The 21,628-nt window shown below is 70.7% G+C and carries 20 protein-coding genes and 1 pseudogene; 16 read left to right on the top strand and 5 right to left on the bottom strand.

The annotated features are described in order from the left end of the window. The first annotated feature begins 2 nt into the window (after window positions 1-2). The 12 genes from ACSHXC_RS04390 (at window position 3) to ACSHXC_RS04335 (ending at window position 11,565) form a co-directional block, all read left to right on the top strand. Window positions 3-806, top strand: a complete 804-nt coding sequence (locus ACSHXC_RS04390) for an MlaE family ABC transporter permease (protein WP_438290264.1) — start codon at window positions 3-5, stop codon at window positions 804-806. Continuing rightward, window positions 803-2,056: an MCE family protein gene (locus ACSHXC_RS04385; RefSeq protein ID WP_438290263.1), complete on the top strand. Its 1,254-nt coding sequence runs from the start codon at window positions 803-805 to the stop codon at window positions 2,054-2,056. The genes ACSHXC_RS04390 and ACSHXC_RS04385 overlap by 4 nt, the downstream gene beginning before the upstream one ends. After that, window positions 2,053-3,084, top strand: coding sequence for an MCE family protein (locus ACSHXC_RS04380; RefSeq protein WP_438290262.1), 1,032 nt, complete (start codon window positions 2,053-2,055; stop codon window positions 3,082-3,084). The genes ACSHXC_RS04385 and ACSHXC_RS04380 overlap by 4 nt, the downstream gene beginning before the upstream one ends. Then, window positions 3,081-4,154 (top strand): MCE family protein, encoded by a 1,074-nt coding sequence (locus ACSHXC_RS04375; protein ID WP_438290261.1) that lies wholly within the window; start codon window positions 3,081-3,083, stop codon window positions 4,152-4,154. The genes ACSHXC_RS04380 and ACSHXC_RS04375 overlap by 4 nt, the downstream gene beginning before the upstream one ends. Continuing rightward, a complete protein-coding gene (locus ACSHXC_RS04370; RefSeq protein WP_438290260.1) occupies window positions 4,151-5,290 on the top strand; it encodes an MCE family protein in 1,140 nt (379 codons plus the stop codon). The genes ACSHXC_RS04375 and ACSHXC_RS04370 overlap by 4 nt, the downstream gene beginning before the upstream one ends. Next, complete coding sequence (locus tag ACSHXC_RS04365) at window positions 5,287-6,417, top strand: MCE family protein (protein ID WP_438290259.1); 1,131 nt, start codon at window positions 5,287-5,289, stop codon at window positions 6,415-6,417. Before ACSHXC_RS04370 ends, ACSHXC_RS04365 begins: the two co-directional genes overlap by 4 nt. Continuing rightward, window positions 6,417-7,709 carry an MCE family protein gene (locus ACSHXC_RS04360; RefSeq protein WP_438290258.1) on the top strand — a complete coding sequence of 431 codons (1,293 nt, stop codon included), beginning with the start codon at window positions 6,417-6,419 and terminating at the stop codon, window positions 7,707-7,709. The genes ACSHXC_RS04365 and ACSHXC_RS04360 overlap by 1 nt, the downstream gene beginning before the upstream one ends. Then, entirely contained in the window at window positions 7,706-8,212 is a 507-nt protein-coding gene (locus ACSHXC_RS04355; RefSeq protein WP_438290257.1) for a hypothetical protein, read from the top strand. Before ACSHXC_RS04360 ends, ACSHXC_RS04355 begins: the two co-directional genes overlap by 4 nt. Window positions 8,213-8,237: 25 nt before the next feature. Beyond that, window positions 8,238-8,999 carry a hypothetical protein gene (locus ACSHXC_RS04350; protein ID WP_438290255.1) on the top strand — a complete coding sequence of 254 codons (762 nt, stop codon included), beginning with the start codon at window positions 8,238-8,240 and terminating at the stop codon, window positions 8,997-8,999. A 47-nt stretch (window positions 9,000-9,046) separates the two neighbouring features. Then, window positions 9,047-9,574 carry a hypothetical protein gene (locus tag ACSHXC_RS04345; protein ID WP_438290254.1) on the top strand — a complete coding sequence of 176 codons (528 nt, stop codon included), beginning with the start codon at window positions 9,047-9,049 and terminating at the stop codon, window positions 9,572-9,574. A gap of 30 nt (window positions 9,575-9,604) precedes the next feature. Next, window positions 9,605-10,372: a hypothetical protein gene (locus tag ACSHXC_RS04340; RefSeq protein WP_438290253.1), complete on the top strand. Its 768-nt coding sequence runs from the start codon at window positions 9,605-9,607 to the stop codon at window positions 10,370-10,372. Between the two features lie 89 nt (window positions 10,373-10,461). Next, entirely contained in the window at window positions 10,462-11,565 is a 1,104-nt protein-coding gene (locus ACSHXC_RS04335; RefSeq protein ID WP_438296425.1) for a lytic transglycosylase domain-containing protein, read from the top strand. Here the strand turns inward: ACSHXC_RS04335 and ACSHXC_RS04330 are convergent. Next, on the bottom strand, window positions 11,551-12,627 hold the full coding sequence (locus tag ACSHXC_RS04330; RefSeq protein WP_438290252.1) for an ATP-dependent DNA ligase: 1,077 nt from the start codon (window positions 12,625-12,627) through the stop codon (window positions 11,551-11,553). The genes ACSHXC_RS04335 and ACSHXC_RS04330 overlap by 15 nt on opposite strands. Before the next feature lie 55 nt (window positions 12,628-12,682). On the opposite strand from ACSHXC_RS04330, the gene ligD reads away from it, so the two are divergent. Beyond that, entirely contained in the window at window positions 12,683-13,696 is a 1,014-nt protein-coding gene (ligD, locus tag ACSHXC_RS04325; RefSeq protein ID WP_438290251.1) for a non-homologous end-joining DNA ligase, read from the top strand. Here the strand turns inward: ligD and ACSHXC_RS04320 are convergent, their stop codons facing one another. Continuing rightward, complete coding sequence (locus tag ACSHXC_RS04320) at window positions 13,697-14,749, bottom strand: SIS domain-containing protein (RefSeq protein WP_438290250.1); 1,053 nt, start codon at window positions 14,747-14,749, stop codon at window positions 13,697-13,699. A gap of 197 nt (window positions 14,750-14,946) precedes the next feature. Continuing rightward, a pseudogene (locus ACSHXC_RS04315) lies at window positions 14,947-15,546 on the bottom strand (PTS transporter subunit EIIC); the annotation flags it as partial. Window positions 15,547-15,668: 122 nt separating this feature from the next. Between ACSHXC_RS04315 and ACSHXC_RS04310 the strand changes: the two are divergent. The 3 genes from ACSHXC_RS04310 (at window position 15,669) to ACSHXC_RS04300 (ending at window position 18,583) form a co-directional block, all read left to right on the top strand. Next, the gene (locus tag ACSHXC_RS04310; RefSeq protein WP_438290249.1) at window positions 15,669-16,454 is read left to right on the top strand and encodes a VOC family protein; all 786 of its coding nucleotides are present in this window, start codon (window positions 15,669-15,671) and stop codon (window positions 16,452-16,454) included. Window positions 16,455-16,579: 125 nt separating this feature from the next. Beyond that, window positions 16,580-16,831, top strand: coding sequence for a WhiB family transcriptional regulator (locus ACSHXC_RS04305; protein ID WP_438290248.1), 252 nt, complete (start codon window positions 16,580-16,582; stop codon window positions 16,829-16,831). A 150-nt stretch (window positions 16,832-16,981) separates the two neighbouring features. Next, complete coding sequence (locus ACSHXC_RS04300; RefSeq protein WP_438290247.1) at window positions 16,982-18,583, top strand: GMC family oxidoreductase; 1,602 nt, start codon at window positions 16,982-16,984, stop codon at window positions 18,581-18,583. 54 nt (window positions 18,584-18,637) lie between these two features. On the opposite strand, the gene ACSHXC_RS04295 is transcribed toward ACSHXC_RS04300, so the two are convergent. Further along, window positions 18,638-19,606, bottom strand: coding sequence for an acyl-ACP desaturase (locus ACSHXC_RS04295; protein WP_438290246.1), 969 nt, complete (start codon window positions 19,604-19,606; stop codon window positions 18,638-18,640). Between the two features lie 242 nt (window positions 19,607-19,848). After that, window positions 19,849-21,489, bottom strand: coding sequence for an ABC-F family ATP-binding cassette domain-containing protein (locus tag ACSHXC_RS04290; RefSeq protein ID WP_438290245.1), 1,641 nt, complete (start codon window positions 21,487-21,489; stop codon window positions 19,849-19,851). Window positions 21,490-21,628: the final 139 nt, after the last annotated feature.

The raw sequence follows: 21,628 nt of genomic DNA, 5'->3' as shown, positions 1-21,628 counted from the left end.
CGATGGCCCTCTTCACCCTCCTCGACCGCTCCGGCGACCAACTGGCCTTTTATGTACGGGCGTTGCTGTGGATCCCGCGCACGCTGCGGCGCTACACGAAGGAGGTCCAGCGGCTGCTCGCCGAGGTGGCCTTCGGCAGCGGCGGGCTCGGCGTCATCGGCGGCACCATCGGCGTGATGATCGCCATGACCCTGTTCACCGGCACCGTGGTCGGCCTCCAGGGGTACGCCGCGCTGAACCAGATCGGCACCGCCGCCTTCACCGGCTTCGTCTCCGCCTACTTCAACACCCGCGAGATCGCCCCGCTCGTCGCAGGCCTCGCCCTGTCCGCCACCGTGGGCGCCGGCTTCACCGCCCAGCTCGGCGCGATGCGCATCAACGAGGAGGTCGACGCCCTCGAAGGCATGGGCGTACGCAGCCTGCCGTACCTCGTCACCACCCGGATCATCGCCGGAGTCGTCGCGATCATCCCGCTGTACGCGATCGGGCTGCTCAGCTCCTACTTCGCGTCCCGGCTGACCACGGTCGTCTTCAAGGGCCAGTCGCGCGGCACCTTCGACCACTACTTCAACCTGTTCCTCTCCCCGACCGACGTGCTGCTCTCCGTGCTCAAAGTGCTCATCTTCAGCGTGATGGTGATCCTGGCCCACTGCTACTACGGCTTCCGCGCCACGGGCGGCCCGGCCGGAGTGGGCGTCGCGGTGGGGCGTTCGGTCCGCAACGCGATCGTGCTCATCGCGGTCACCGACTTCTTCCTCTCGCTGGCCATCTGGGGCGCCACCACGACCGTGAAGGTGGCCGGATGAACACCCCGACCGTCCGCCGCCGCCTCGCCGGAGTCGTCTTTCTCGTGGTCCCGGTGCTCCTCGTGTGGCTCTCGATCGCCGTGTACGACAAGGACTTCACGCGCTCGGACACCATCACCGTGGAGACGAGCAGCGTCGGCAACGAGATGCACCCGGGCGCCGAGGTGAAGCTGCGCGGCGTCGTCGTCGGCGAGGTCCGCACCATCAGCGCCGACGGCCAGGGCGCGAGACTCACCCTCGCCCTCCAGCCCGGAAAGCGCAGCCACATCCCGTCCGACGTGCGGGCGCAGATGCTGCCGACCACGCTCTTCGGCGAACGGTTCGTCGCGCTCGTACCGCCGCCGAACCCGTCCACGAGAGCGCTCTCGGCCGACGCGGTCATCCCGCAGGACCGGTCCCGCAACGCCATCGAGCTGGAGCAGGTCCTCGACAACGTCCTGCCGATGCTCACCGCGGTCAAGCCGGACAAGCTGTCGGCGACGCTCTCCGCCGTGGCTCAGGCGCTGCGCGGCCGCGGCTCCCAGCTCGGCGACACCTTCGTCACCCTGGACGCGCACCTGAAGAAGTTCAACCCGAACCTGCCCACCCTCAACGCCGACCTGAAGCAGCTCGTCAAGGTCTCCCAGACCTACAGCGATGCCGCCCCCGACATCCTGAAAGCGCTCACGGACGCCACGACAACCACCGGCACCCTCGTCGACCAGCAGACCCGACTCCTCGATGTCTACGGCCAGACGACGAAGACCGCCCAGGACCTCACGGCCTTCTTCCAGCAGAACAAGGACAACATCATCCGGCTGAGCGAGGTGAGCCGCCCCACCCTGGAGCTCCTCGCCAAGTACTCCTCGTCCTTCCCCTGCACTCTGCGCACCCTTGCCGGGTTCGTCCCCGCGATGGACAAGGCGCTCGGCAAGGGCACGGACAAGCCCGGACTCCATGTCACCGTCAAGGCCGTGCCCTCGCTCGGCAAGTACGTCCCGGGCCGCGACACCCCCGCGTACACGGCGAGCGGCGGCCCGCACTGCTACCCGGTGCCCTACCTCGGTGCGCCGCTGCCCGCCGAGAGCGCTCCCACGAACACCGCGGCCGCCTCCGACGCCGGGCTCGGGCCGGCGAACTCGCCGCAGGAGAACCAGCTGGTGAACGAGTTGCTCGCGCCCGGTCTGCCACAGGCCCCGCAGTCCCTGCCGGACTGGAGCAGCCTGCTCGTCGGGCCCGCCCTGAGGGGGACGGAGGTGACCATCAAGTGAAGCGCCGCAGCATCGCGGGCCCGCTCGTGAAGTCGCTCGTCTTCGTCCTGGTGACGGCGCTCGCGACCACCGTGCTCGCCCTGTCCATCGCCAACACCGGGGTGGGCGACACCCGGACGTACAAGGCGCGCTTCACCGACACCACCGGCCTGATCGAGGGCGACAGCGTCCGCATCGCCGGGGTGAAGGTGGGCCAGGTCGACAGCGTGGAGGTCGTGGACCGAAGGCTCGCCCAGGTCACGTTCTCCGTGCAGCGCGGCCGGACGCTGCCGGGCACGGCCACCGCCTCGATCAAGTACCTCAACATGGTCGGCCAGCGCTACATCGAACTGGGCCGGGGCACCGGCGCGGTCGGCGCCACACTCGCGCCGGGCGGGACGATCCCGCTGGAGCGCACCACCCCGGCCCTCGACCTCACCCAGCTCTTCAACGGATTCCAGCCCCTCTTCGAAGGACTCTCACCCAAGGACGTCAACCAGCTCGCCGGCTCCATCGTGCAGGTACTCCAGGGCGAGGGCGGCACCGTCGACGGCCTGCTGAAACACATCGGCTCGCTGACCCAGACCGTCGCCGCCAAGGACAAGGTGATCGGCGAGGTCATCACCAACCTGAACACCGTCCTGGCCACCGTCAACGACCGCGAAGCGGGCTTCAACGACCTCGTGGTCACGCTCCAGCAGCTCGTCTCCGGGTTCGCCGGCGACCGCAAGCCCCTTGGCGACGCCATCGCCGCGATGGGCGACCTCACCACCGTCACCGCCGGACTGTTCGAGGACGGCCGGGCCCCGCTCAAGGACGACATCAAACAGCTCGGCCGCCTCTCCTCCAACCTCGCCGAGAGCGCTCCGCAGATCGAGAACTTCCTGCGCAAGACCCCCGACAAGATGCGGGCCATCACGCGGGTCGCGTCGTACGGATCGTGGCTCAACCTCTATCTCTGCGAGGCCAAGGTGTCCGGCGTGACGACCCAGGACGGCAGCCCGCCGCCCACCGGAATCCCGGTCAGCGATTCGAGGTGCCAGGGATGAGACTCCCCGCCCTGAGGCGCCCCGCTCCGAAGCGCGTGCCCTTGAAGCGCCCCCGCCTCAAGCCCATGAAGGAGCGCAACCCCGTCGCGGTCAGCCTGGTGGGGCTGCTGCTCCTGGCCCTGATCGGCATCGCCGCGTACAACGCGGACTCGCTGCCGCTCATCGGCGGCGGCACGACCTACAGCGCCGACTTCTCCGAGTCCGCCGGGCTGCGCGACGGCGACGAGGTGCGGATCGCCGGGGTCAAGGTCGGCGAGGTCAGCGCCGTCTCGCTGGACGGCGCCAAGGTGAAGGTCACCTTCAAGGTGAAGCACGCCTGGATCGGCGACGCCTCGACCGCGGCCATCGCCATCAAGACCCTGCTCGGCGAGAAGTACCTGGCCATCGACCCGCTCGGCACCGCGAAGCAGGACCCCGGCAGCCGCATCCCGCTGGCCCGCACGACATCCCCGTACGACGTCACGCAGGCCTTCGAGGGGCTCAGCAACACGATCGGCGACATCGACACCGCGCAGCTCGCCAAGAGCTTCGAGACGATCTCCGACACCTTCAAGGACTCGCCCCCCGAGGTGCGCTCCGCCGTCACCGGCCTCTCGGCGCTGTCCAAGACCGTGTCCCAGCGCGACACGCAACTGGCCCAACTCCTCAAAGGAAGCGAGGAGTTGACCAAGACGCTGGCCAACAAGAAGAGCAGCTTCGAGACCCTCATCGACGACGGCGGACTGCTCCTCGGCGAACTCAAGCAGCGCCGTGACGCCATCCAGGCACTTCTCACCGGAACCCGCAGCCTCGGCACCCAGCTCACCGGGCTCGTCAAGGACAACTCGGCCCAACTGAAGCCCACGCTCACGGCGCTGGGCCGCGTCACGGACGTCCTCATGAAGAACCAGCAGGGCCTCGACCGCACGCTGGCCCTGGCCGGCCCCTATTACCGGCTCGTCGGCAACACCCTCGGAAACGGCCGCTGGTTCGACACCTACCTCTGCGGGCTCGTCCCCAGGAACTATCTGCCGGCGAAGTCGCTTCCGGACCACGGCTGCATGCCGCCGAAGAACGGAGGCTACCCATGAGCCGGCGACGCGCTCTCACGATCGTCCTGGCCCTCGCGGTGATCGCCGCGACCGTGGTCGGCGGGCTGCGCGTGTTCGCCGACCCGGGCGGCAAGCGGATCACCGCCTACTTCGACCGCGCCGTCGGCATCTACCCCGGGTCCGACCTGCGGATCCTCGGCGTCAAGGTCGGCGAGGTCGACTCGGTCACGCCACAGGGACAGCAGGTCAAAGTGGTGGTGACGCTTGACCCGGGCGTACGGGTGCCCAAGGACGCGCGGGCCGCCGTCGTCTCGCCCAGCGTCGTCGCCGACCGGTACGTCCAGCTCACCCCGGCCTACACCGGCGGCCCCGAGATCGCCGACCGGGCGGAACTTCCGGCCTCGCGCAACGCCACCCCCGTCGAGGTCGACCAGCTCTACGCCTCCATCACGGAGCTCAGCAAATCGCTCGGGCCCGGCGGCGTGAACGCCTCGGGAGCGCTCTCCGGGCTGCTCGACACCGGGGCCAAGAACCTCGACGGCAACGGCGCTGCGATCGGCGACTCCGTCGAGCAGTTCGGCAAGGCGGCCAAGACGCTGGACGGCAGCAGCGAGCACCTCTTCGCCACGCTGTCCTACCTGCAGACGTTCACCACCATGCTGAAGAACAAGGACGGCGCGGTGCGCGACGCGCAGAACCAACTCGCCGATGTGACCTCGTTCTTCGCCGACAACAAGGACAACCTGGCGGGCGCCCTCAAGGAACTCGGCACCGCGCTCGGCAACGTCAAGACCTTCGTCCAGGACAACCGCGGCAGCCTCAAGGCCGAGGTCGACAAGCTCGCCCCGCTCACCCAGATCCTCGTCGACCAGCGGGCCTCGCTCGCGGAAGCCCTGGACACCGCGCCCCTGGCCGCCGGAAACGCTCTCAACGCCTACGACCCGGCGCACCGCACCCTCGACGGACGCGGCAACATCAACGAGATCAGCATGGGCGGCGCCATCGCCTTCCCGCTCAACCCGGCGGTCGCGGGCAGCGCAGGGCTCGTTCCGGTGCCACAGGCCCGCCTGAAAGCGCTCCCGACGCTGCCGCTGCCCCCGGTCGGCACGGTGTACGGGACGGCGGCCGACCCCGCCAAGGATGACCCTTCGGCGAAGAACGGGGGCCAGGGATGAGGGCCCGCATCACGCGCCGCACCGGAGCCGCAGTGGGCGCCGGAGTCGCGGTCGTCGTCGCCCTGGCCCTCACCCTCGGCGGCTGCTCGGTGCCGTCGTTCTCCGGGATCGACCAGCTCCCGCTGCCCGGCGGCGCCGACCTGGGCAGCGACCCGTACGACATCACCGCCGACTTCGCCGACGTGCTGAGCCTGGTGCCGCAGGCCGCGGTGAAGGTCAACGACGTCGCCGTCGGCCGGGTCACCAAAGTGTCGCTCGCCCCCGGCGGCTGGTCCGCCAAGGTCACCATGCGGATCAGGGGAGACGTGAGGCTGCCCGCCAACGCGTACGCCCGGCTGGAACAGTCCAGCCTCCTCGGCGAGAAGTTCGTCCAGCTCTCCGCGCCGGCGAAGGAGTCCAAGGAGACGGCCCAGGGGCGCCTCGGGCCCGGCGCCGCGATCCCGATCGCGCGGACCAACCGAAACCCCGAGGTCGAGGAGGTCCTGGGAGCGCTCTCCATGCTGCTCAACGGAGGCGGCGTCAACCAGCTCAAGACCATCACGACCGAGCTCAACAAGGCGATCGGCGGCCGCGAGCCCGAGGTCCGCTCCATGCTCCAGCGCGTCAACACGCTGGTCACCGACCTGGACGGGCACCGCAGCGACATCACCGACGCGCTCGATGGGGTCAACCGGCTCTCCGCCACCCTCGCCACCCGCAAACAGCAGGTCGGCACCGTACTCACGGGACTGTCTCCGGGCCTCGAAGTCCTTGAGAACCAACGGGGTTCACTCCTCACGATGCTCAAGTCGCTCGACACCCTCTCCACGGTCGCCGTCTCGACGATCAACAAGAGCAAGGACGACATGGTGGCCGATCTGAAGGCGCTCGCACCGACGCTGAAGGCGCTCGCGGACTCCGGCAAGGACCTGCCGGACTCGCTCCAGGTGCTCGTCACCTACCCGTTCACGGACGAGGTGCTGCGCGGAGTGAAGGGCGACTACCTCAACGTCTACCTCGATGTGACGGCCGCTCCCGGCACTCAGGTCATTCCGCCGCTCACCACACCACCGACGTCGATCGCTTCGGGCGCGCAGAAGGCGCCACTCGGCCTGCCGTCCGTCGGCGGTGCGGGAGGGACGCGCTGATGCTGACCCTCGCGACGAAGCTCAAGAACCTCGCGTTCCTCGTGATCGCGGTGCTGGTGCTCGGCTACACCGGGTTCCGGTACGCGGACGTCGGCCACTACGTCGGCATCCGCGACTACTACACGGTGAAGGTCCATCTCGCCGAGACCGGCGGCCTGTTCACCCACTCCAACGTCACCTACCGGGGTGTGTCGGTGGGCCGCGTCGGACCCATCGGGCTCACCGACGACGGGGTCGTCGCCGAGCTGCACATCGACAACTCGGCCCCGCCCATCCCGACCGCGCTGAAGGCGGTGGTGGCCAACCTGTCCGCCGTCGGCGAGCAGTACATCGACCTGCGGCCCACCTCCAGTGGGGCGCCCTATCTGGGCGACGGGGGCGAGATCGACCAGCACGACACCGCTACCCCGGCGCCCGTCACGACTGTGCTCAGCAGCGTCAACAGCCTTGCCTCCTCAGTGCCGTTGGACTCGCTGCGCACCGTCGTCGACGAGTTCGGCAAGGCCTTCGAAGGGCGCGGCGACGACCTCCAGGTACTCCTCGACAACGGAACCGACTTCGTGAAGGCGGCAGACAAGGCGCTGCCCACCACGACCACGCTGCTCGCGGACGGCCAGACCGTACTGAGCACGCAGGCCGAGGAGGGGCAGGCCATCAAGACCTTCGCCTCGGGGGCGCAGCAGCTGGCCGCCACGCTCAAGGGCTCGGACACCGATCTGCGCCGCCTCATCGCCGCCGCGCCGGACGCGGCCGGCCAGCTCAGCGGGCTGCTCCGGGATCTGAACCCGGGGATCAGCGTGGTGCTCGCCAACCTCCTCACGACCGCCGACGTAGCCGTGACACGGCAGCGCGGAATCGAGGAACTCCTCGTGAAACTACCGCCGTTGGCAGCGGCCGGAGCAACGGCCATCGACGCCAAGGGCGCCAATCTGGGCATGGCGGTCACCTTCTTCGCGCCGCTTCCCTGCACCGACGGATACGGCGGCACGGTCTACCGCAACGGCCTCGACACCCTCGACACGCCGAACCTCAACACCAAGGCGAGATGCGCCACGCCCGCGAGCAGCGGCACCGACGTGCGCGGCTCGGCCCACGCCCCGACCGGCGGACCGGTCCCAACTCCCGCTCAGCCAGGGGCACTTCCTCCGGAGCGTTCCGTCGCACCCGCAGTCCCGGCGGCGACGCTCCCGGGAGCCCTGGCCCTGCCCGTGCTGCCGAGCGGCGGCCCCTTTGACCTGGCGGGGCTGCTCGGCCTGAAACCCGCCGCCGACGGAAAGGAGGCGCACCCGTGATCGGGCTCCCCGGCCGGCCCCGGCTCCGCCGCGCCCTCGTGGTGGCCGCACTCACCGCCTTGCTCGCCTTCGCGGCCTTCGAGGGGTGGGCGTACCTGGACGCGCGGGACGACTCCACGGTCGCCTACGCCACCTCGCGCGACGCCGCCCTGAAGGCGGGCCGGACGCAGATCGTCGCGCTCTCCACGCTGGACGCGGCCCACCCCGACGCAGCGCTGCGCACCTGGCTCGACGCCTCGACGGGCCCGCTCCACGACGAGCTGCGCCGTACGGGAGCGGGGAAGCCGACCACCTCGGCGCGCGGCAGCGTCACCGATGCCGCCGTCACCGAACTCGACGACCGCTCCGGCACGGCGAAGCTCATCGCGACAGTGCAGATCCAGCTCACCCCGGCAGGCGGCACGGCCAGCACCGACCGCAAACGCTTCGAGGCGGCGCTCGAACGCACCGGCTCCGGCTGGAAGTTGAAGGCACTCAACGCGGTCCCGGTCACCGCCCCCTGACCCCGGACCGATAGGGAGAAGCAGCGTGAGCACAGCAGAGCTGAAGGCGGCGCAGGATCCGGAGCGGGATCCCAGGGGTGATGCGGGCGGCGAGGTCGACGCGGCAGGCCCTGATCCTCACCCCGAAGGCCCCGCCGAAGCCGACGCGGTGAGCCCTGATCGCAACCCCATCGGCTCCGCCGAAGCCGACGCGGCGAACCCTGATCGCAACCCCATCGGCTCCGCCGAACCCGACGAGGCGACCCCCGGCCCTCACCCCGACGGCCCCGCCGAATCGACACCCCCCGCCAACCGCCTCCGCCGCGCCCTCACCCTCGCCTGCATGCTCGCTCTTCTCCTCTCCGGAGCTGGACTCCTCTTCCAGGCACGGCAGTTGACCAACACCACCGCCACCCGCAACCACGCACTCACCGACACTTCAGCCACCACCCGCGTCATCGGCGACGTCAGCAACACCCTCGGCAAGGTCTTCTCGTACGTACCCCAGGACACCCGTGCCACGGAGGACGCGGCGAAGGCATTGCTCGGTGGGCGGGCCGCCGGTCAATACGCCGCACTGTTCGGCGAGTTGAAGCAACGGGTCGCCGACCAGAAGCTCAGTCTCACCACCCATGTCGTACGGGCCGGCGTCACCCGGCTGACCCACGACACGGCGGAGCTGCTCGTCTTCCTCGACCAGCGGGCCCAGCGCGACGGGAAGCCCGCCACCACCGCTGCCGCCCAGCTGTCCATCACGGCCCAACTCGCCGACGGGCACTGGCAGATCACCGACATCCGAGCCCGTTAGGACGCGCCCGCTGCCGCCGGGCCCCCGCGAGAGGGATCACGAAGAACATGGCACGCATGACGATCCAGCCCCTGCTCATCGCCGCGATGGTGCTCACCCTGCTGGCAGGCGGATTCGCGGTGTGGGCGGGCTGGTCCTGGTACGGCGCGGCGCACGACGACTCCGCCGCCTATGCCGCCTCCCGCGACAAGGTCCTGGCGGCCGGCGAACAGGCCGTCCAGAACCTCTCCACCCTGGACCACAAGGACCTGGCCCACGGCCTCGACATGTGGCAGGACTCCACCACCGGCGATCTCCATCAGCAACTGGCGGACGGACGAAGCGAGTTCGAGAAACAGGTGCGGCAGGCGCAGACCGTCACCACTGCCAAGGTGCTCGACGGCGCGGTCACCGAGCTCGACGACCGGGCGGGCCGGGCCAGGGTGATGGTGGCGCTGCGGATCACCGTGCAGGCGCCGAAGGAGAAGCCCGCCGCCAAGGACAGCCGGATGCTCGGTGAACTCACCCGTACGCCCGCCGGCTGGAAGCTCAACGCCCTCGGCCAGGCGCCGGTCGGCAACAGCGCGGCCAACTGAGCCCCACTCGCCCCCGGACAGGAGCCGCACATGTCGACGACCCGCCACCTGGTCAACCGCCAACGCCGACTCGCGCATGCGGGCGCTGCCCGTGTCGCCGCCACGGAGACACCGACGGAGCGCGGGAAGCGATCCTCCCATGCGTCCAAGGACGCCAACTCCCTTAAAGAAAGGGTTAGTTCGGATACCGAGGCGCCCCCGTCGTCGACCAGGACGCGCCCCGTCTCCCTCCGGTGGGCCGCCAAGCAGTCCCTCGGCGGCCTGCGCCGCCTGGTCTCCGTTCGTGCTCCCGTCGTCCTGTGCGTACTCGTCGTCCTGCTCGGGGCCTGCGGTGCGCTCGCCGCCACCCGGGCCGATTCGCTGCGCTCCGATCCGGCCGCGCGCAACGCCGCCCTCACCGATCCTGCCCGTACGAGTGAGGCCAAGGGGCAGACCGCCAAGGCCGTCGCCGCACTGTTCTCGTACAACTATGCCGACACCGCACCTGCCGACAAGGCGGCCTCAACTCTCCTAACCGGCAAGGCAGTTCAGCAGCACCGCGACATGCTGGCCGCCGTGCGGTCCCAGGCCAAGGACCAGAAGCTGGTCCTTACGACCACCGTGACCGAGAGCGGCGTGGAGATGATCGACGGCTCTCGCGCCCGGGTCCTCGTCTACGCCGACCAGAGCAGCACGCGAACGGCGGGCAAGAAGCCCGAAACCACCTACGCGGCCGCCATGTTCACCGTCGACATGGTGCGAGGAAGCGGCACCACCTGGCAGATCTCCGGCATCGACACCTTCGGGCAGGGATCGTGAAGGCCCCGGAGCTCCACCTCGTCACGCGGCTGCCGGGCGGGAAGCGGTTACGGCGCGGGCTGGCCGGTACGGCGGTCGCAGCCGTCGCGATGGCCGCGCTCACCGCCTCGCAGGCCCCCGGGCTCCTGCACGCGGTGCCGCCTGGCCCGGACGATCCCGTGGCCGGTCCCTCCGCCTCCGTACACGAACAGCCCCCGGCCGACGGCTCCTACCACACCGAGCTCCCGCCGCTGGTCCCGCCACGGCCCCCGAGTGCGCCGCCCGCCGTGGGCGTGATCGACCCGGTGTGGACGCAGGAGGGCATCCCGGCCACCGTCCTCGCCGCGTACCAGCAGGCGGAGGCACGGCTGAGGAACGCCGAACCCCGCTGTCACCTGCCCTGGCAACTCCTTGCCGCCGTCGGCAAGGTGGAGTCGGGGCACGCGGGCGGCGGCCGGGTCGACGCACACGGCACGACCCTCACGCCGATCCTCGGACCGGTGCTCAACGGCGCGGGCTTCGCCGTCATCGCCGACACCGACCACGGCACCCTGGACGGGGACACCCGCTACGACCGTGCGGTGGGCCCGATGCAGTTCATCCCGTCCACCTGGTCAACCTGGGCCCAGGACGGCAATGGTGACGGCCGGAAAGACCCCAACAACGTCTTCGACGCCGCGCTCGCCGCCGGGGTGTATCTCTGCGCGGACTCCCGCGACCTCGCGATCCCGGCCGACCTGGACCGCGCGGTGCTGAGCTACAACCACTCCGCCGACTATCTGCGTACGGTCCTGTCGTGGCTGGAGTTCTACCGCCGGGGCACCCATGCCGTACCGGACGGGAAGGGCGTGCTGCCGACCACGCCCGGCGCGGGCAGTGCCCAGCAGCTCGACGCCGATCACGGCAAGAAGCAGGGCGGCGGCATCGTCATCGGGCCCCAGCCGAGCAGCGGGCCCTCCGCCTCCGTCCCCGCGCGTCCCGGCGGCAGCCCGTCCGCGTCGCCACCTCCGCAGTCGCCGTCCCCCTCTCCTTCTCCGTCCGCCTCCGGATCCCCGAACCCGTCGCCCTCGCCCTCGGAGAGCACGAGCCCCGGGCCCTCGCCGTCGGGCAGCCCCGGCCTGCCGGGCTGTCCCACCGGATCCCCCTCCGCGCCGACGACGCCGGACCCCACCGGCACCCCGACCGCACCGACCTGTCCCTCACCCACCCCCTGACGAAAGCACCTCCGCGAGGTCGTACCGGACCGGTTCCTCCAGCTGCGCGTAGGTGCAGCTGTCGGGGGAGCGGTCCGGGCGCCAGCGGCGGAACTGCGCGGTGTGCCGGAACCGGTCGCCCTCCATGTGGTCGTACGCCACCTCCACCACCCGCTCGGGGCGCACCGCCACCCACGACAGGTCCTTCTTGCCGGTCCAGCGGCTGGTCGCCCCCGGAAGCCGGGCGCTTTCGTGCGCCGCCTCCTCGGCCCAGGCCGCCCACGGGTGACCTTCGGCCACCGGGTCGGCCATGAGCAGCGGCGCGAGCTCGTCGATCAGTTCCGCGCGGCGCTTCATCGGGAAGGCCGCACACACGCCGACGTGCTGGAGAGCGCCCGCGGCGTCGTACAGGCCGAGCAGCAGCGAGCCGACCACCGGGCCGCTCTTGTGGTGGCGGTATCCGGCCACCACCACGTCCGCCGTGCGCTCGTGCTTGATCTTGTACATGAGGCGGGCGTCGGGCCGGTACGGAAGGTCGAGGGGCTTGGCGACCACCCCGTCGAGGCCGGCTCCCTCGTACTGCTCGAACCACTGCTTGGCCACTTCGATGTCGGTGGTGGCCGGTGCGAGGTGCACAGGCGGCGACACGCCCTTCAGGGCCTCGGACAGGAGCGAGCGGCGCTCGGCCAGCGGGGTGTCGAGGAGCGAGGCGTCACCGAGGGCGAGCAGGTCGAAGGCGATGAAGCTCGCCGGGGTCTGCTCGGCGAGCAGTTTCACCCGGGACGCGGCGGGGTGGATGCGTTCGGTGAGCCGGTCGAAGTCGAGGCGGCCCTCGTGCGCGATGACGATCTCGCCGTCGACCACGCAGCGCTCGGGCAGGCGCTCCGCGAGGGCGGCCGCCAGCTCGGGAAAGTAGCGGGTCAGGGGCTTGCCGTTGCGACTGCCGACGACGACCTCGGCGCCGTCGCGGTGCACGATCGCCCGGAACCCGTCCCACTTAGCCTCGTACTGCATGCCGGGCGGAATCTTCGCCACGGACTTGGCGAGCATCGGCTTCATGGGCGGCATCACCGGAAGATCCATACAACCGATTCTCACCGATATGCGGCATTGGTGCCCGCCGCCTACCGTGGCCTGCATGGGCAAGGGCGAGGCGATCGAGCTGGAGGCCGGCGGGCGGACCGTCCGGCTCTCCAACCCGGGCAAGGTCTACTTCCCGGAGTTCGGCTACACCAAGCTGGACGTGGCGAACTACTACCTGGCCGTCGCCGACGGCATCACGCGCGCCCTGCGCGACCGGCCCACCACCCTGGAGCGCTACCCCGACGGCGTCGACGGCGAGTCGTTCTTCCAGAAGCGGGCCCCGAAGAACCTCCCCGACTGGATCCCCACCGCCCGCATCGCCTTCCCCAGCGGCCGCCACGCCGACGAGATCTGCCCCACCGAACCCGCCGCCGTCCTGTGGGCCGCCCAGCTCGGCTGTCTGACCTTCCACCCCTGGCCGGTACGGCGCGAGGCCACCGACCACCCCGACGAACTCCGCATCGACCTCGACCCGCAGCCGGGCACCGACTTCGACGACGCGGTGCCCGTCGCCCATGAACTCCGTGCGCTGCTCGCGGAGTTGGGGATCACGGGCTGGCCCAAGACGTCCGGAGGCCGGGGCATTCACGTGTTCATCCCGATCGAGCCCCGCTGGACGTTCACCGAGGTACGGCGCTGTGCCATCGCGATCGGCCGCGAGCTGGAGCGCCGTATGGAGGGGAAGGTCACCACCGCCTGGTGGAAGGAGGAACGCGGCGAGCGGATCTTCGTGGACTACAACCAGACCGCCCGCGACCGCACCATCGCCTCCGCCTATTCGGTACGCCCCAAGCCGCACGCCCCGGTCTCGGCGCCGCTGCGCTGGGACGAGCTCGACGACGTACACCCCAAGGACTTCGACCTGCGGACCATGCCCGCGCGCTACGCCGAACTCGGCGATCTGCACGCGGACATGGACACCCACGCCTTCGGCCTGGAGCCGCTCCTCGAACTCGCCGAGCGGGACGAACGCGACCACGAGCTCGGCGACATGCCGTACCCGCCGGACTACCCGAAGATGCCGGGGGAGCCCAAGCGGGTACAGCCGAGCCGTGCCAAGGACAAGTAGCTAGGCGACCGCGACCGGCGAGGCCAGCTCGAAGTCCGCCGCGTCGACGCCACCCTCCTTGGTGTCGTCGTTGGCGAACACGAACGACTCGATGGGCACGTCGCGTTCGTCGCTGAGCGCCGCCACGAGCTCCTGCACCACGACCGTCTCCAGGACGACCCGGGCACTGGGGGCGCACCGGGGGAGGCGTACGACACCGAGGCTGTCGGCCACCTCGACGTCCTGGGTGGTGATCAGGAGGGTGAGATGGCCGGCCGCCGACAGGGATCGGGCGAGTTCGACCTCGCGGCCGTCGCCGAACACGAGGTGCAGCGTGTTGCCCGCCGACTCCATCTCGCCGTGCAGGTAGTTGCGGGTGACCGAGGCCGCGGCCGGCATCCGGGGCACCTCGCGAAGCAGCAGGGCCGCCTCTTCGGCGCTGACGCGGGAGGCGCCGGAGGCCACGCAGTCGGCCGCCACGCACCGGGCCGCGCGAGAGCGGAGGGCCGCCACCACCTGGCCCGCGCGGGCACGGGCGGCCTCGGCGTGCGCGGCGATGCCGTCCCACGGGTCGCCCCGGCGGCCCGCGATGGCGCCGGCGATCAGATCGAGGGCGACGACCGTGGCGGTGAACCCGATGGTCGAAGCGTACGAGTCGGGCTCGTTGCCCATGTCGACGGTCAGGTCGGCGAGTTCGCCGAGGGGCGAGGGGGTGACATTGAGGACGGCGAGCGTCGGCACGTCCTCCGCCGCCCTGAACGCCGCGATCGTCTCCGAGCTGCGGCCGCCCTGAGAGACCCCGATCAGGAGATCGGTGTCGAAGCCGTGCAGCCCGTCCTCGATCTCGCTGGCGAGCACCCGCTGGGTCGGCACACCGTGACCGCGCAGCACCTCGACCGGGACGGCGAGGGCCGCGTAGGAGGCGCCGATCCCGGCCAGGAGCGGACGCTCGGCCGTGCGCAGCCGGTCGAGGGCCGGGCCGTCGAGCTGCCGCCGCACCCGGGCGATCACGCGCTCAAGCGCCTGCGGCTGACCACTTTGGCCGTCGAGGAAGGTGATACGCGATCCGGACATGAAGGGATCCTTTCGTGGGCCCCGCCGCGTGCGGGCGGCGGGAGTGCGGAATGGGAGGAGCGGGCGGAGCGTCAGGCCTTGGAGGCCGGATCGTCCTCCCGGGCGGCGCCCGGGGGAATGGCGTCAGGGGAGCGCACGGGAGTGTCCGCCGGTGCGTCGGCGGATATGTCGGCGGCATCTCCCGCGCCCGACTCGCCCTCCACCGGTTCACGGCCGGGCGTCGGCAGGTTGAAGCGCACGATTGCGAACCGGAAGATCACGTAGTAGAGCGCCGCGAACGCCAGTCCTGTCGGGATGAGGAGCCAGGGCTTGGTGGCGATGCCGTAGTTGACGACGTAGTCGATCGCGCCGGAGGAGAAGCCGAAGCCGTCGCGGATGCCAAGGGCGTAACAGACCGCCATGGAGACGCCGGGGAGCAGCGCATGGACGGCGTACAGGAGCGGGGCCACGAACACGAAGCTGAACTCGACGGGCTCGGTGACACCAGTGACGAACGCGGTGAGCGCGACCGAGATCATCATGCCCTTGACCATCGTGCGGTTCTCGGGCCGCGCGGTGTGCGCGATGGCCATGGCCGCGGCGGGCAGCGCGAACATGTAGATCGGGAAGCCGCCGGTCATGAACTGGCCGGCGCTCGGGTCGCCCGCGAGGAAGCGCGCGATGTCGCCGTGGACCTCGGCGCCGGTGTGGGGGTTGACGAACGTGCCGGCCTCGAACCAGGGGAAGAACGAGAAGAAGTGGTGCATCCCGATCGGGATCAGCGCCCGGATCACCACGCCGAACCGGCCTGCGCCGAGGGTCCGCGCCCGCGCACACCGGCGCCGCTTCAGGGCGCCCCGGAATGGCTCCGTCCCGAATTGTCAGTGCCTGGTGCAAGACTCAAGATGGCAGGACAACGGGACCCACGAAGGAGCTCACCATGCTCAGCACCCGTTACGTCACAGGCTCTCCCAGCTGGTTCGACCTCGGCACACCCGACCTGGACGCGGCGGCCGCGTTCTACACCGGAGTCTTCGGCTGGACCTTCCAGCCCGGCGGCCCGGAAGTCGGCGGGTACGGCACGTTCCAGGCCGACGGCAAGACCGTCGCGGGCGGCATGGCCATCACGGCCGAGCAGGGCGATCCCGCCTGGAACGTGTACTTCCGGACGCCGGACGCCGACGAAACGGCCAAGGCCGTCGAGCGGGACGGCGGCACGGTCGTCCTCCAGCCGATGGACGTCATGGAGCTCGGCCGCAGCGCGTACTTCCGGGACCCGGCGGGCGTCGGCTTCGCCGCCTGGCAGCCGAAACAGATGAGCGGCATGGAAGCCGCCAGCGAGCCGAACACGCTGTCCTGGGTCGAGCTGTACACCCCGGACGTCAAGGCGGCCACCGGCTTCTACCACGCGGTGTTCGGCTGGGAGACCTCCGAAGTGACCTTCCCGGGCGGCACGTACACGACGGTCAACCCCGCGGCAGCCGGCCCCGACTCGATGTTCGGCGGCGTCGTCCCGCTCGACAGCGACCCGCTGGAGGCCGAGGCCGGGGCGTACTGGATGCCGTACATCGAAGTGGCCGACGTCGACGCGGTCGCCACCAAGGCGCAGGAGCTGGGCGGCACGGTCCGGATGGCGCCCGTGGACATCGAGGGCGTGGGCCGCCTCGCCAAACTCGCCGACCCGCACGGCGCGCGCATAGCGATCATCAAGGGGGCGACGGCGTAGGCGGGCCGTAAGCGGCGCCGGGCGCCGATCGACTCCGGGCACGTGAGCGGGGCCGGGCGCCGATCAACTCCCACGTTCAACATTCGTTGACCGGACGTTGATCAGTGCCCGGCAGCGTGGGGAGCATGCTGAACGACACCATCGCCATCAACCCGGAACTCGCCTGGCAGGAGACCGCGTTGTGTGCCCAGGCGGGGCCCGAGTTCTTCTTCCCCGCCCCGGGCAGCTCCACCCGGGAGGCCAAGCAGCTCTGCGGAGCGTGCGAGCAACGCAAGGCCTGCCTTGAGTACGCCCTGGCCAACGACGAACGGTTCGGCGTGTGGGGCGGCCTCTCCGAGAAGGAGCGGCTGAACCTGCAGCGCAACCGGCAGCGCTGACCGCGCGCGTCCGGACCCTCCGGGCCCTCACCACCCTGCCCGGGCCCACCCGTTCCGATCGCGCCGGATCGCCCGATGTCCCCTGGCGCCGCGCCGCCCGGGCGGTCCATGCTGGCCCCGCATCCACAACTACGGGAAAAGGGAGCCGAGTTGAACGCTCGGGGAACAGCGGTCAGCGGAACGTACGACTACATCGTGGTGGGCGCGGGATCCGCGGGGTGCGTCGTCGCGGCTCGGCTCTCCGAGGACCCGACCGTCCGGGTGGCCCTGGTCGAATCCGGCCCGCGCGACCGCAAGAGCGAGATCCGCATCCCGGCGGCCTTCCCCAAGCTCTTCAAGACGGCCTACGACTGGGACTTCACCACCGCCAAGCAGGAGGCCCTCGGCGGCCGCGAGCTGTACTGGCCGCGCGGCCACACCCTGGGCGGCTCGTCGTCGATGAACGCGATGATGTGGGTGCGGGGCCACCGCGACGACTATGACGCCTGGGGCACCGCGGCCGGGCCCGAGTGGTCCTACGACCGGCTCGTCCGCTACTTCCGGCGCGCCGAGCGCTGGACGGGCCCCACGGCCGACGGCACGGTGTACGGCACCGACGGCCCGCTCTTCATCTCACCCCAGCGCGACCCGAACCCGACGACCGCCTCGTTCCTCGCCGCCTGCAGAGGGACGGGCCTGCCCGAACTGCCCGAGCTCAACGCCCCGGACCACTCGGGCTGTGCGAGCACGCCGGTCAACCAGCGCGGCGGGCGCCGCTGGAGCGCCGCCGACGGCTATCTCAAGCCCGCCGCGCGCCGGCCCAACCTGGACGTCCTCACCGACGTCCGGGTGAGCGGGCTGCGGTTCGACGGCTCCCGCGTCACCGGCATCACCGCCGAAGGGCTGCCGGAGCCGCTCACCGCCCGCCGTGAGGTGATCCTCAGCGCGGGCGCCATCGGCTCGCCCCACCTGCTCATGCTGTCCGGCATCGGCGACCCCGAGCGGCTGCGCGCCGCGGGCGTCACGGTGCGGGCCGCATCCCCGGAGGTCGGCCGCCACCTCCAGGACCACCTGTCGTACGCGGTCACGGTGCGCTGTGCGCAGCCCGTCAGCCTCACCGGCGCCGACTCGCTCGCCAACGTGGCCCGCTTCCTGCTGCGCGGCCGGGGCCCGCTCACCTCCAACGTCGGCGAGGCCGCGGCCTTCATCCGCACCGAGCCCCAACTGGCCGCCCCCGACGTCGAGTTGGTGTACGCGCCGGGTCCGTTCGTCAACCACGGCCTGACCCCGGTCACCGAACACGGGCTCACCATCGGCGTGATCCTGCTGCAGCCCGCCAGCGAGGGCCGTATCGACCTGGCCGGCACCGATGTGTCCACCGCGCCCCGCATCGACCCCGGCTACCTCACCGCGGACGAGGACCTGCCCCGCCTGATGGCCGGGATCCGCAGGGCGGAGGAACTCTTCGCGCACCCCGCGCTCGCCCCGTACGTCTCGGGACCGATGGCGCCCTACCCGGGCACGGTCGACGACGAGCGCCTCGCGCAGGGCGTACGGGAGGCGGCCGAGACGCTGTACCACCCGGTCGGCACCTGCCGCATGGGCAGCGACGAGGGCTCGGTCACCGACCCGCGCCTGCGGGTCAGGGGAGTGGAGGGCCTGCGCGTCGTGGACGCTTCGGTCATGCCGCGCATCACCCGCGGCCACACCCACGCGCCCACGGTCGCGATCGCCGAGCAGGCCGCGGAAATGATCAGGCAGGACGCCCGCTGAGCACGGCGATGCGGGGCGGGCGCAATGCGCGCCCGCCCCGCATCGCCCCGGCGGTCAGAGCCGCGCGGCCATCCGTGCCTTGCGCGCGGCGAGCTTCTCGTCGAACTTGGCCGCCTCGCTGTCGAGCCCGCCCATGTACAGGCCGAGCTCTTCCTGGGCCTTGAGGCCCTCGGGGCCGAGCCCGTCGATCTCCAGGACCTTGAGGTAGCGCAGGACCGGCTGGAGCACGTCGTCGTGGTGGATCCGCATGTTGTAGATCTCGCCGATCGCCATCTGCGCCGCCGCCCGCTCGAAGCCCGGCATGCCGTGCCCGGGCATCCGGAAGTTCACGACGACGTCGCGCACCGACTGCATCGTCAGGTCCGGGGCGATCTCGAAGGCCGCGCCGAGCAGGTTGCGGTAGAAGACCATGTGCAGGTTCTCGTCGGTCGCGATCCGGGCCAGCATCCGGTCGCAGACCGGGTCGCCGGACTGGTGGCCGGTGTTGCGGTGCGAGACGCGGGTCGCCAGTTCCTGGAAGGCGACGTAGGCGACCGAGTGCAGCATCGAGTGCCGGTTGTCCGACTCGAAGCCCTCGCTCATGTGCGCCATCCGGAACTGCTCCAGCTTGTCCGGGTCCACCGCCCGGGAGGCGAGCAGGTAGTCGCGCATCACGATGCCGTGCCGGCCCTCCTCGGCGGTCCAGCGGTGCACCCAGGTGCCCCAGGCGCCGTCGCGGCCGAACAGCGAGGCGATCTCGTGGTGGTAGCTGGGCAGGTTGTCCTCGGTGAGCAGATTGACCACCAGGGCGATCTTCCCGAGGTCGGTGACCTTGGACTGCTGCGGGTCCCAGGCCTGCCCGTCCTCGAAGAAACCGGGGAAGTTGCGCGCGTCCGACCACGGCACGTAGTCGTGCGGCATCCAGTCCTTGGCGACCTTGAGGTGCCGGTTGAGCTCCTTTTCGACTACCTCTTCCAGCGCGAACAGCAGCCGGGCGTCGGTCCACGCGTCCGAGCTGCCGAGGTGGGGAGAAGTGATCGTCACGGGGGTGCTCCAGGGGGACGGAAAAGGGGGACGGCAGGCGTACCTACGCCAACGTAGGTTACGAGACCGTAGGTTAAGGCGGCTGTAAGCCCAAGCCAAGCCCGCCTTCCTCTTCGTCCGGTTACGTTCTGTTATATGAGCAGGTCGTGGGGGTGGAACGAGAGGCATGTCACCTTGCTGGGCGGTAAAAGGCAAAGGTGGGGCCGGTCGGATCCGACCGGCCCCACCCCTTCGTGATGCGCCTACCGCGCGCTCAGCCCGCCCCTGACCTCCTCCGCCGTCGTGTCGGTGAGTTCGCCGTCGAGGAGGAGCCAGCGGGTGACCCCGATCGACTCCAGGAACGGCACGTCGTGGCTCGCCACGATCAGCGCGCCTTCATAGGCGTCGAGCGCGGCCTTGAGGGCGCGCACACTCGCCATGTCCAGATTGTTGGTGGGCTCGTCCAGCATCAGGAGCTGGGGCGCGGGCTCCGCGAGCAGCAGCGCCGCGAGCGCGGCCCGGAACCGTTCGCCGCCCGAGAGCGTCCCGGCCGGCTGAGCGGCCCGGGCCCCCTTGAACAGGAAGCGCGCGAGCCGGGCCCGGATGGCGTTGTCGGTCGCCCCGGGTGCGTAACGCGCCACGTTCTCCACCACGCTGAGCTCGTCGTCGAGCACATCCAGACGCTGCGGCAGAAAGCGCAGCGGCACATGGGCGACCGCTTCGCCCGCCACCGGCTCCAGCTGTCCGGCGAGCGTCCTGAGCAGCGTGGTCTTGCCCGAGCCGTTGCGCCCGACGAGGGCGATCCGCTCGGGGCCGCGTACATCGAGCTCCCCCTCCACCCGTGCCCCGTACGGGAGTTGGAGCTCCCGCAGGGTCAGCACGGAGCGGCCCGGATGCACCTTGGTGTACGGCAGCTCGATACGGATCTCCTCGTCGTCGCGCACCAGCTCCACGGCCTGGTCGAGCCGCTCGCGCGCCTGGTCGAGGCGCTCGCTCTGCAGGATGCGGTGCTTGCCCGCCGACACCTGCGCCTCGCGCTTGCGGTTGTTCGCGACGATCCTCGGCACCACCTTGTTGTCGTAGCTCTTCTGCCCGTAGCGCTGCCGCCGCGCCAACTTGACCTGCGCGTCGGACAGTTCGCGCTTCTGGCGCTGTACGTCCGCCTCGGCGACCCGCACCATCCGCTCGGCCGCGTCCTGCTCGGCCCGCAGCGACTCCTCGTACGCCGTGAAGTTGCCGCCGTACCAGGCGAGTTGGCCTTCGCGCAGATCGGCGATGCGGTCCACCCGGTCGAGCAGCTCGCGGTCGTGGCTGACCACCAGGAGCACCCCGCTCCAGGCGTCGACCGTGCTGTAGAGGCGCTGCCGTGCGGGCAGGTCGAGGTTGTTCGTCGGCTCGTCGAGCAGCAGGACGTCCGGGCGCCTGAGGAGCAGCGCGGCCAGGCGGAGCAGCACCGACTCGCCGCCGGAGACCTCGCCGATCGTGCGGTCGAGGCCGATGCGGCCGAGACCGAGCTGGTCGAGGGTGGCGCGAGCCCGCTCCTCGACGTCCCAGTCGTCGCCCACCGTCTCGAAGTGCCGCTCGTCCGCGTCGCCGCCCTCGATGGCGTGCAGCGCGGCGCGGACCGCGTCGATGCCGAGCGCCTGGTCCACCCGCAGGGCGGTGTCCAGGACCAGGTTCTGCGGCAGGTAGCCGACCTCGCCCGCGATCTTGACGTTGCCGTCGGTCGGGGTCAGCTCACCGGCGATCAGCTTCAACAGGGTTGATTTTCCGGACCCGTTGAGGCCGACGAGGCCGGTGCGGCCGGGGCCGACGGCGAGCTGGAAGTCCTCGAAGACGGAGGTGCCGTCCGGCCATGCGAAGGACAGCGCGGCAGAGCTGATCTGAGGGGGGAAAGTTGACATACGGGTCTCCCGGTTGCGGGGAAGGAATGAGGGCAACGGGGGTTCTGAGACACCGCTCAGGGCAGGAAAAAGGCCCTGGTCGTGGTGGAGGACATGGCTCGGAGGCAGAGGTCACACCGGCAGCGCGCGACACGGAAGG

It is taken from the genome of Streptomyces sp. HUAS TT7 (genome assembly GCF_051550175.1).
GTDB lineage: Bacteria > Actinomycetota > Actinomycetes > Streptomycetales > Streptomycetaceae > Streptomyces.
This window is presented reverse-complemented; position numbering and strand designations above follow the sequence as displayed.

Bases quoted from the DNA above. Each gene is read 5' to 3' on its own strand.
- ACSHXC_RS04390 (WP_438290264.1), top strand. From the start codon at position 3: ATGGCCCTCTTCACCCTCCTCGACCGCTCCGGCGACCAACTGGCCTTT.
- ACSHXC_RS04385 (WP_438290263.1), top strand. From the start codon at position 803: ATGAACACCCCGACCGTCCGCCGCCGCCTCGCCGGAGTCGTCTTTCTC.
- ACSHXC_RS04375 (WP_438290261.1), top strand. From the start codon at position 3,081: ATGAGACTCCCCGCCCTGAGGCGCCCCGCTCCGAAGCGCGTGCCCTTG.
- ACSHXC_RS04370 (WP_438290260.1), top strand. From the start codon at position 4,151: ATGAGCCGGCGACGCGCTCTCACGATCGTCCTGGCCCTCGCGGTGATC.
- ACSHXC_RS04365 (WP_438290259.1), top strand. From the start codon at position 5,287: ATGAGGGCCCGCATCACGCGCCGCACCGGAGCCGCAGTGGGCGCCGGA.
- ACSHXC_RS04360 (WP_438290258.1), top strand. From the start codon at position 6,417: ATGCTGACCCTCGCGACGAAGCTCAAGAACCTCGCGTTCCTCGTGATC.
- ACSHXC_RS04345 (WP_438290254.1), top strand. From the start codon at position 9,047: ATGGCACGCATGACGATCCAGCCCCTGCTCATCGCCGCGATGGTGCTC.
- ACSHXC_RS04340 (WP_438290253.1), top strand. From the start codon at position 9,605: ATGTCGACGACCCGCCACCTGGTCAACCGCCAACGCCGACTCGCGCAT.
- ACSHXC_RS04335 (WP_438296425.1), top strand. From the start codon at position 10,462: ATGGCCGCGCTCACCGCCTCGCAGGCCCCCGGGCTCCTGCACGCGGTG.
- ACSHXC_RS04330 (WP_438290252.1), bottom strand. From the start codon at position 12,627: ATGGATCTTCCGGTGATGCCGCCCATGAAGCCGATGCTCGCCAAGTCC.
- ligD (WP_438290251.1), top strand. From the start codon at position 12,683: ATGGGCAAGGGCGAGGCGATCGAGCTGGAGGCCGGCGGGCGGACCGTC.
- ACSHXC_RS04320 (WP_438290250.1), bottom strand. From the start codon at position 14,749: ATGTCCGGATCGCGTATCACCTTCCTCGACGGCCAAAGTGGTCAGCCG.
- ACSHXC_RS04310 (WP_438290249.1), top strand. From the start codon at position 15,669: ATGCTCAGCACCCGTTACGTCACAGGCTCTCCCAGCTGGTTCGACCTC.
- ACSHXC_RS04305 (WP_438290248.1), top strand. From the start codon at position 16,580: ATGCTGAACGACACCATCGCCATCAACCCGGAACTCGCCTGGCAGGAG.
- ACSHXC_RS04290 (WP_438290245.1), bottom strand. From the start codon at position 21,489: ATGTCAACTTTCCCCCCTCAGATCAGCTCTGCCGCGCTGTCCTTCGCA.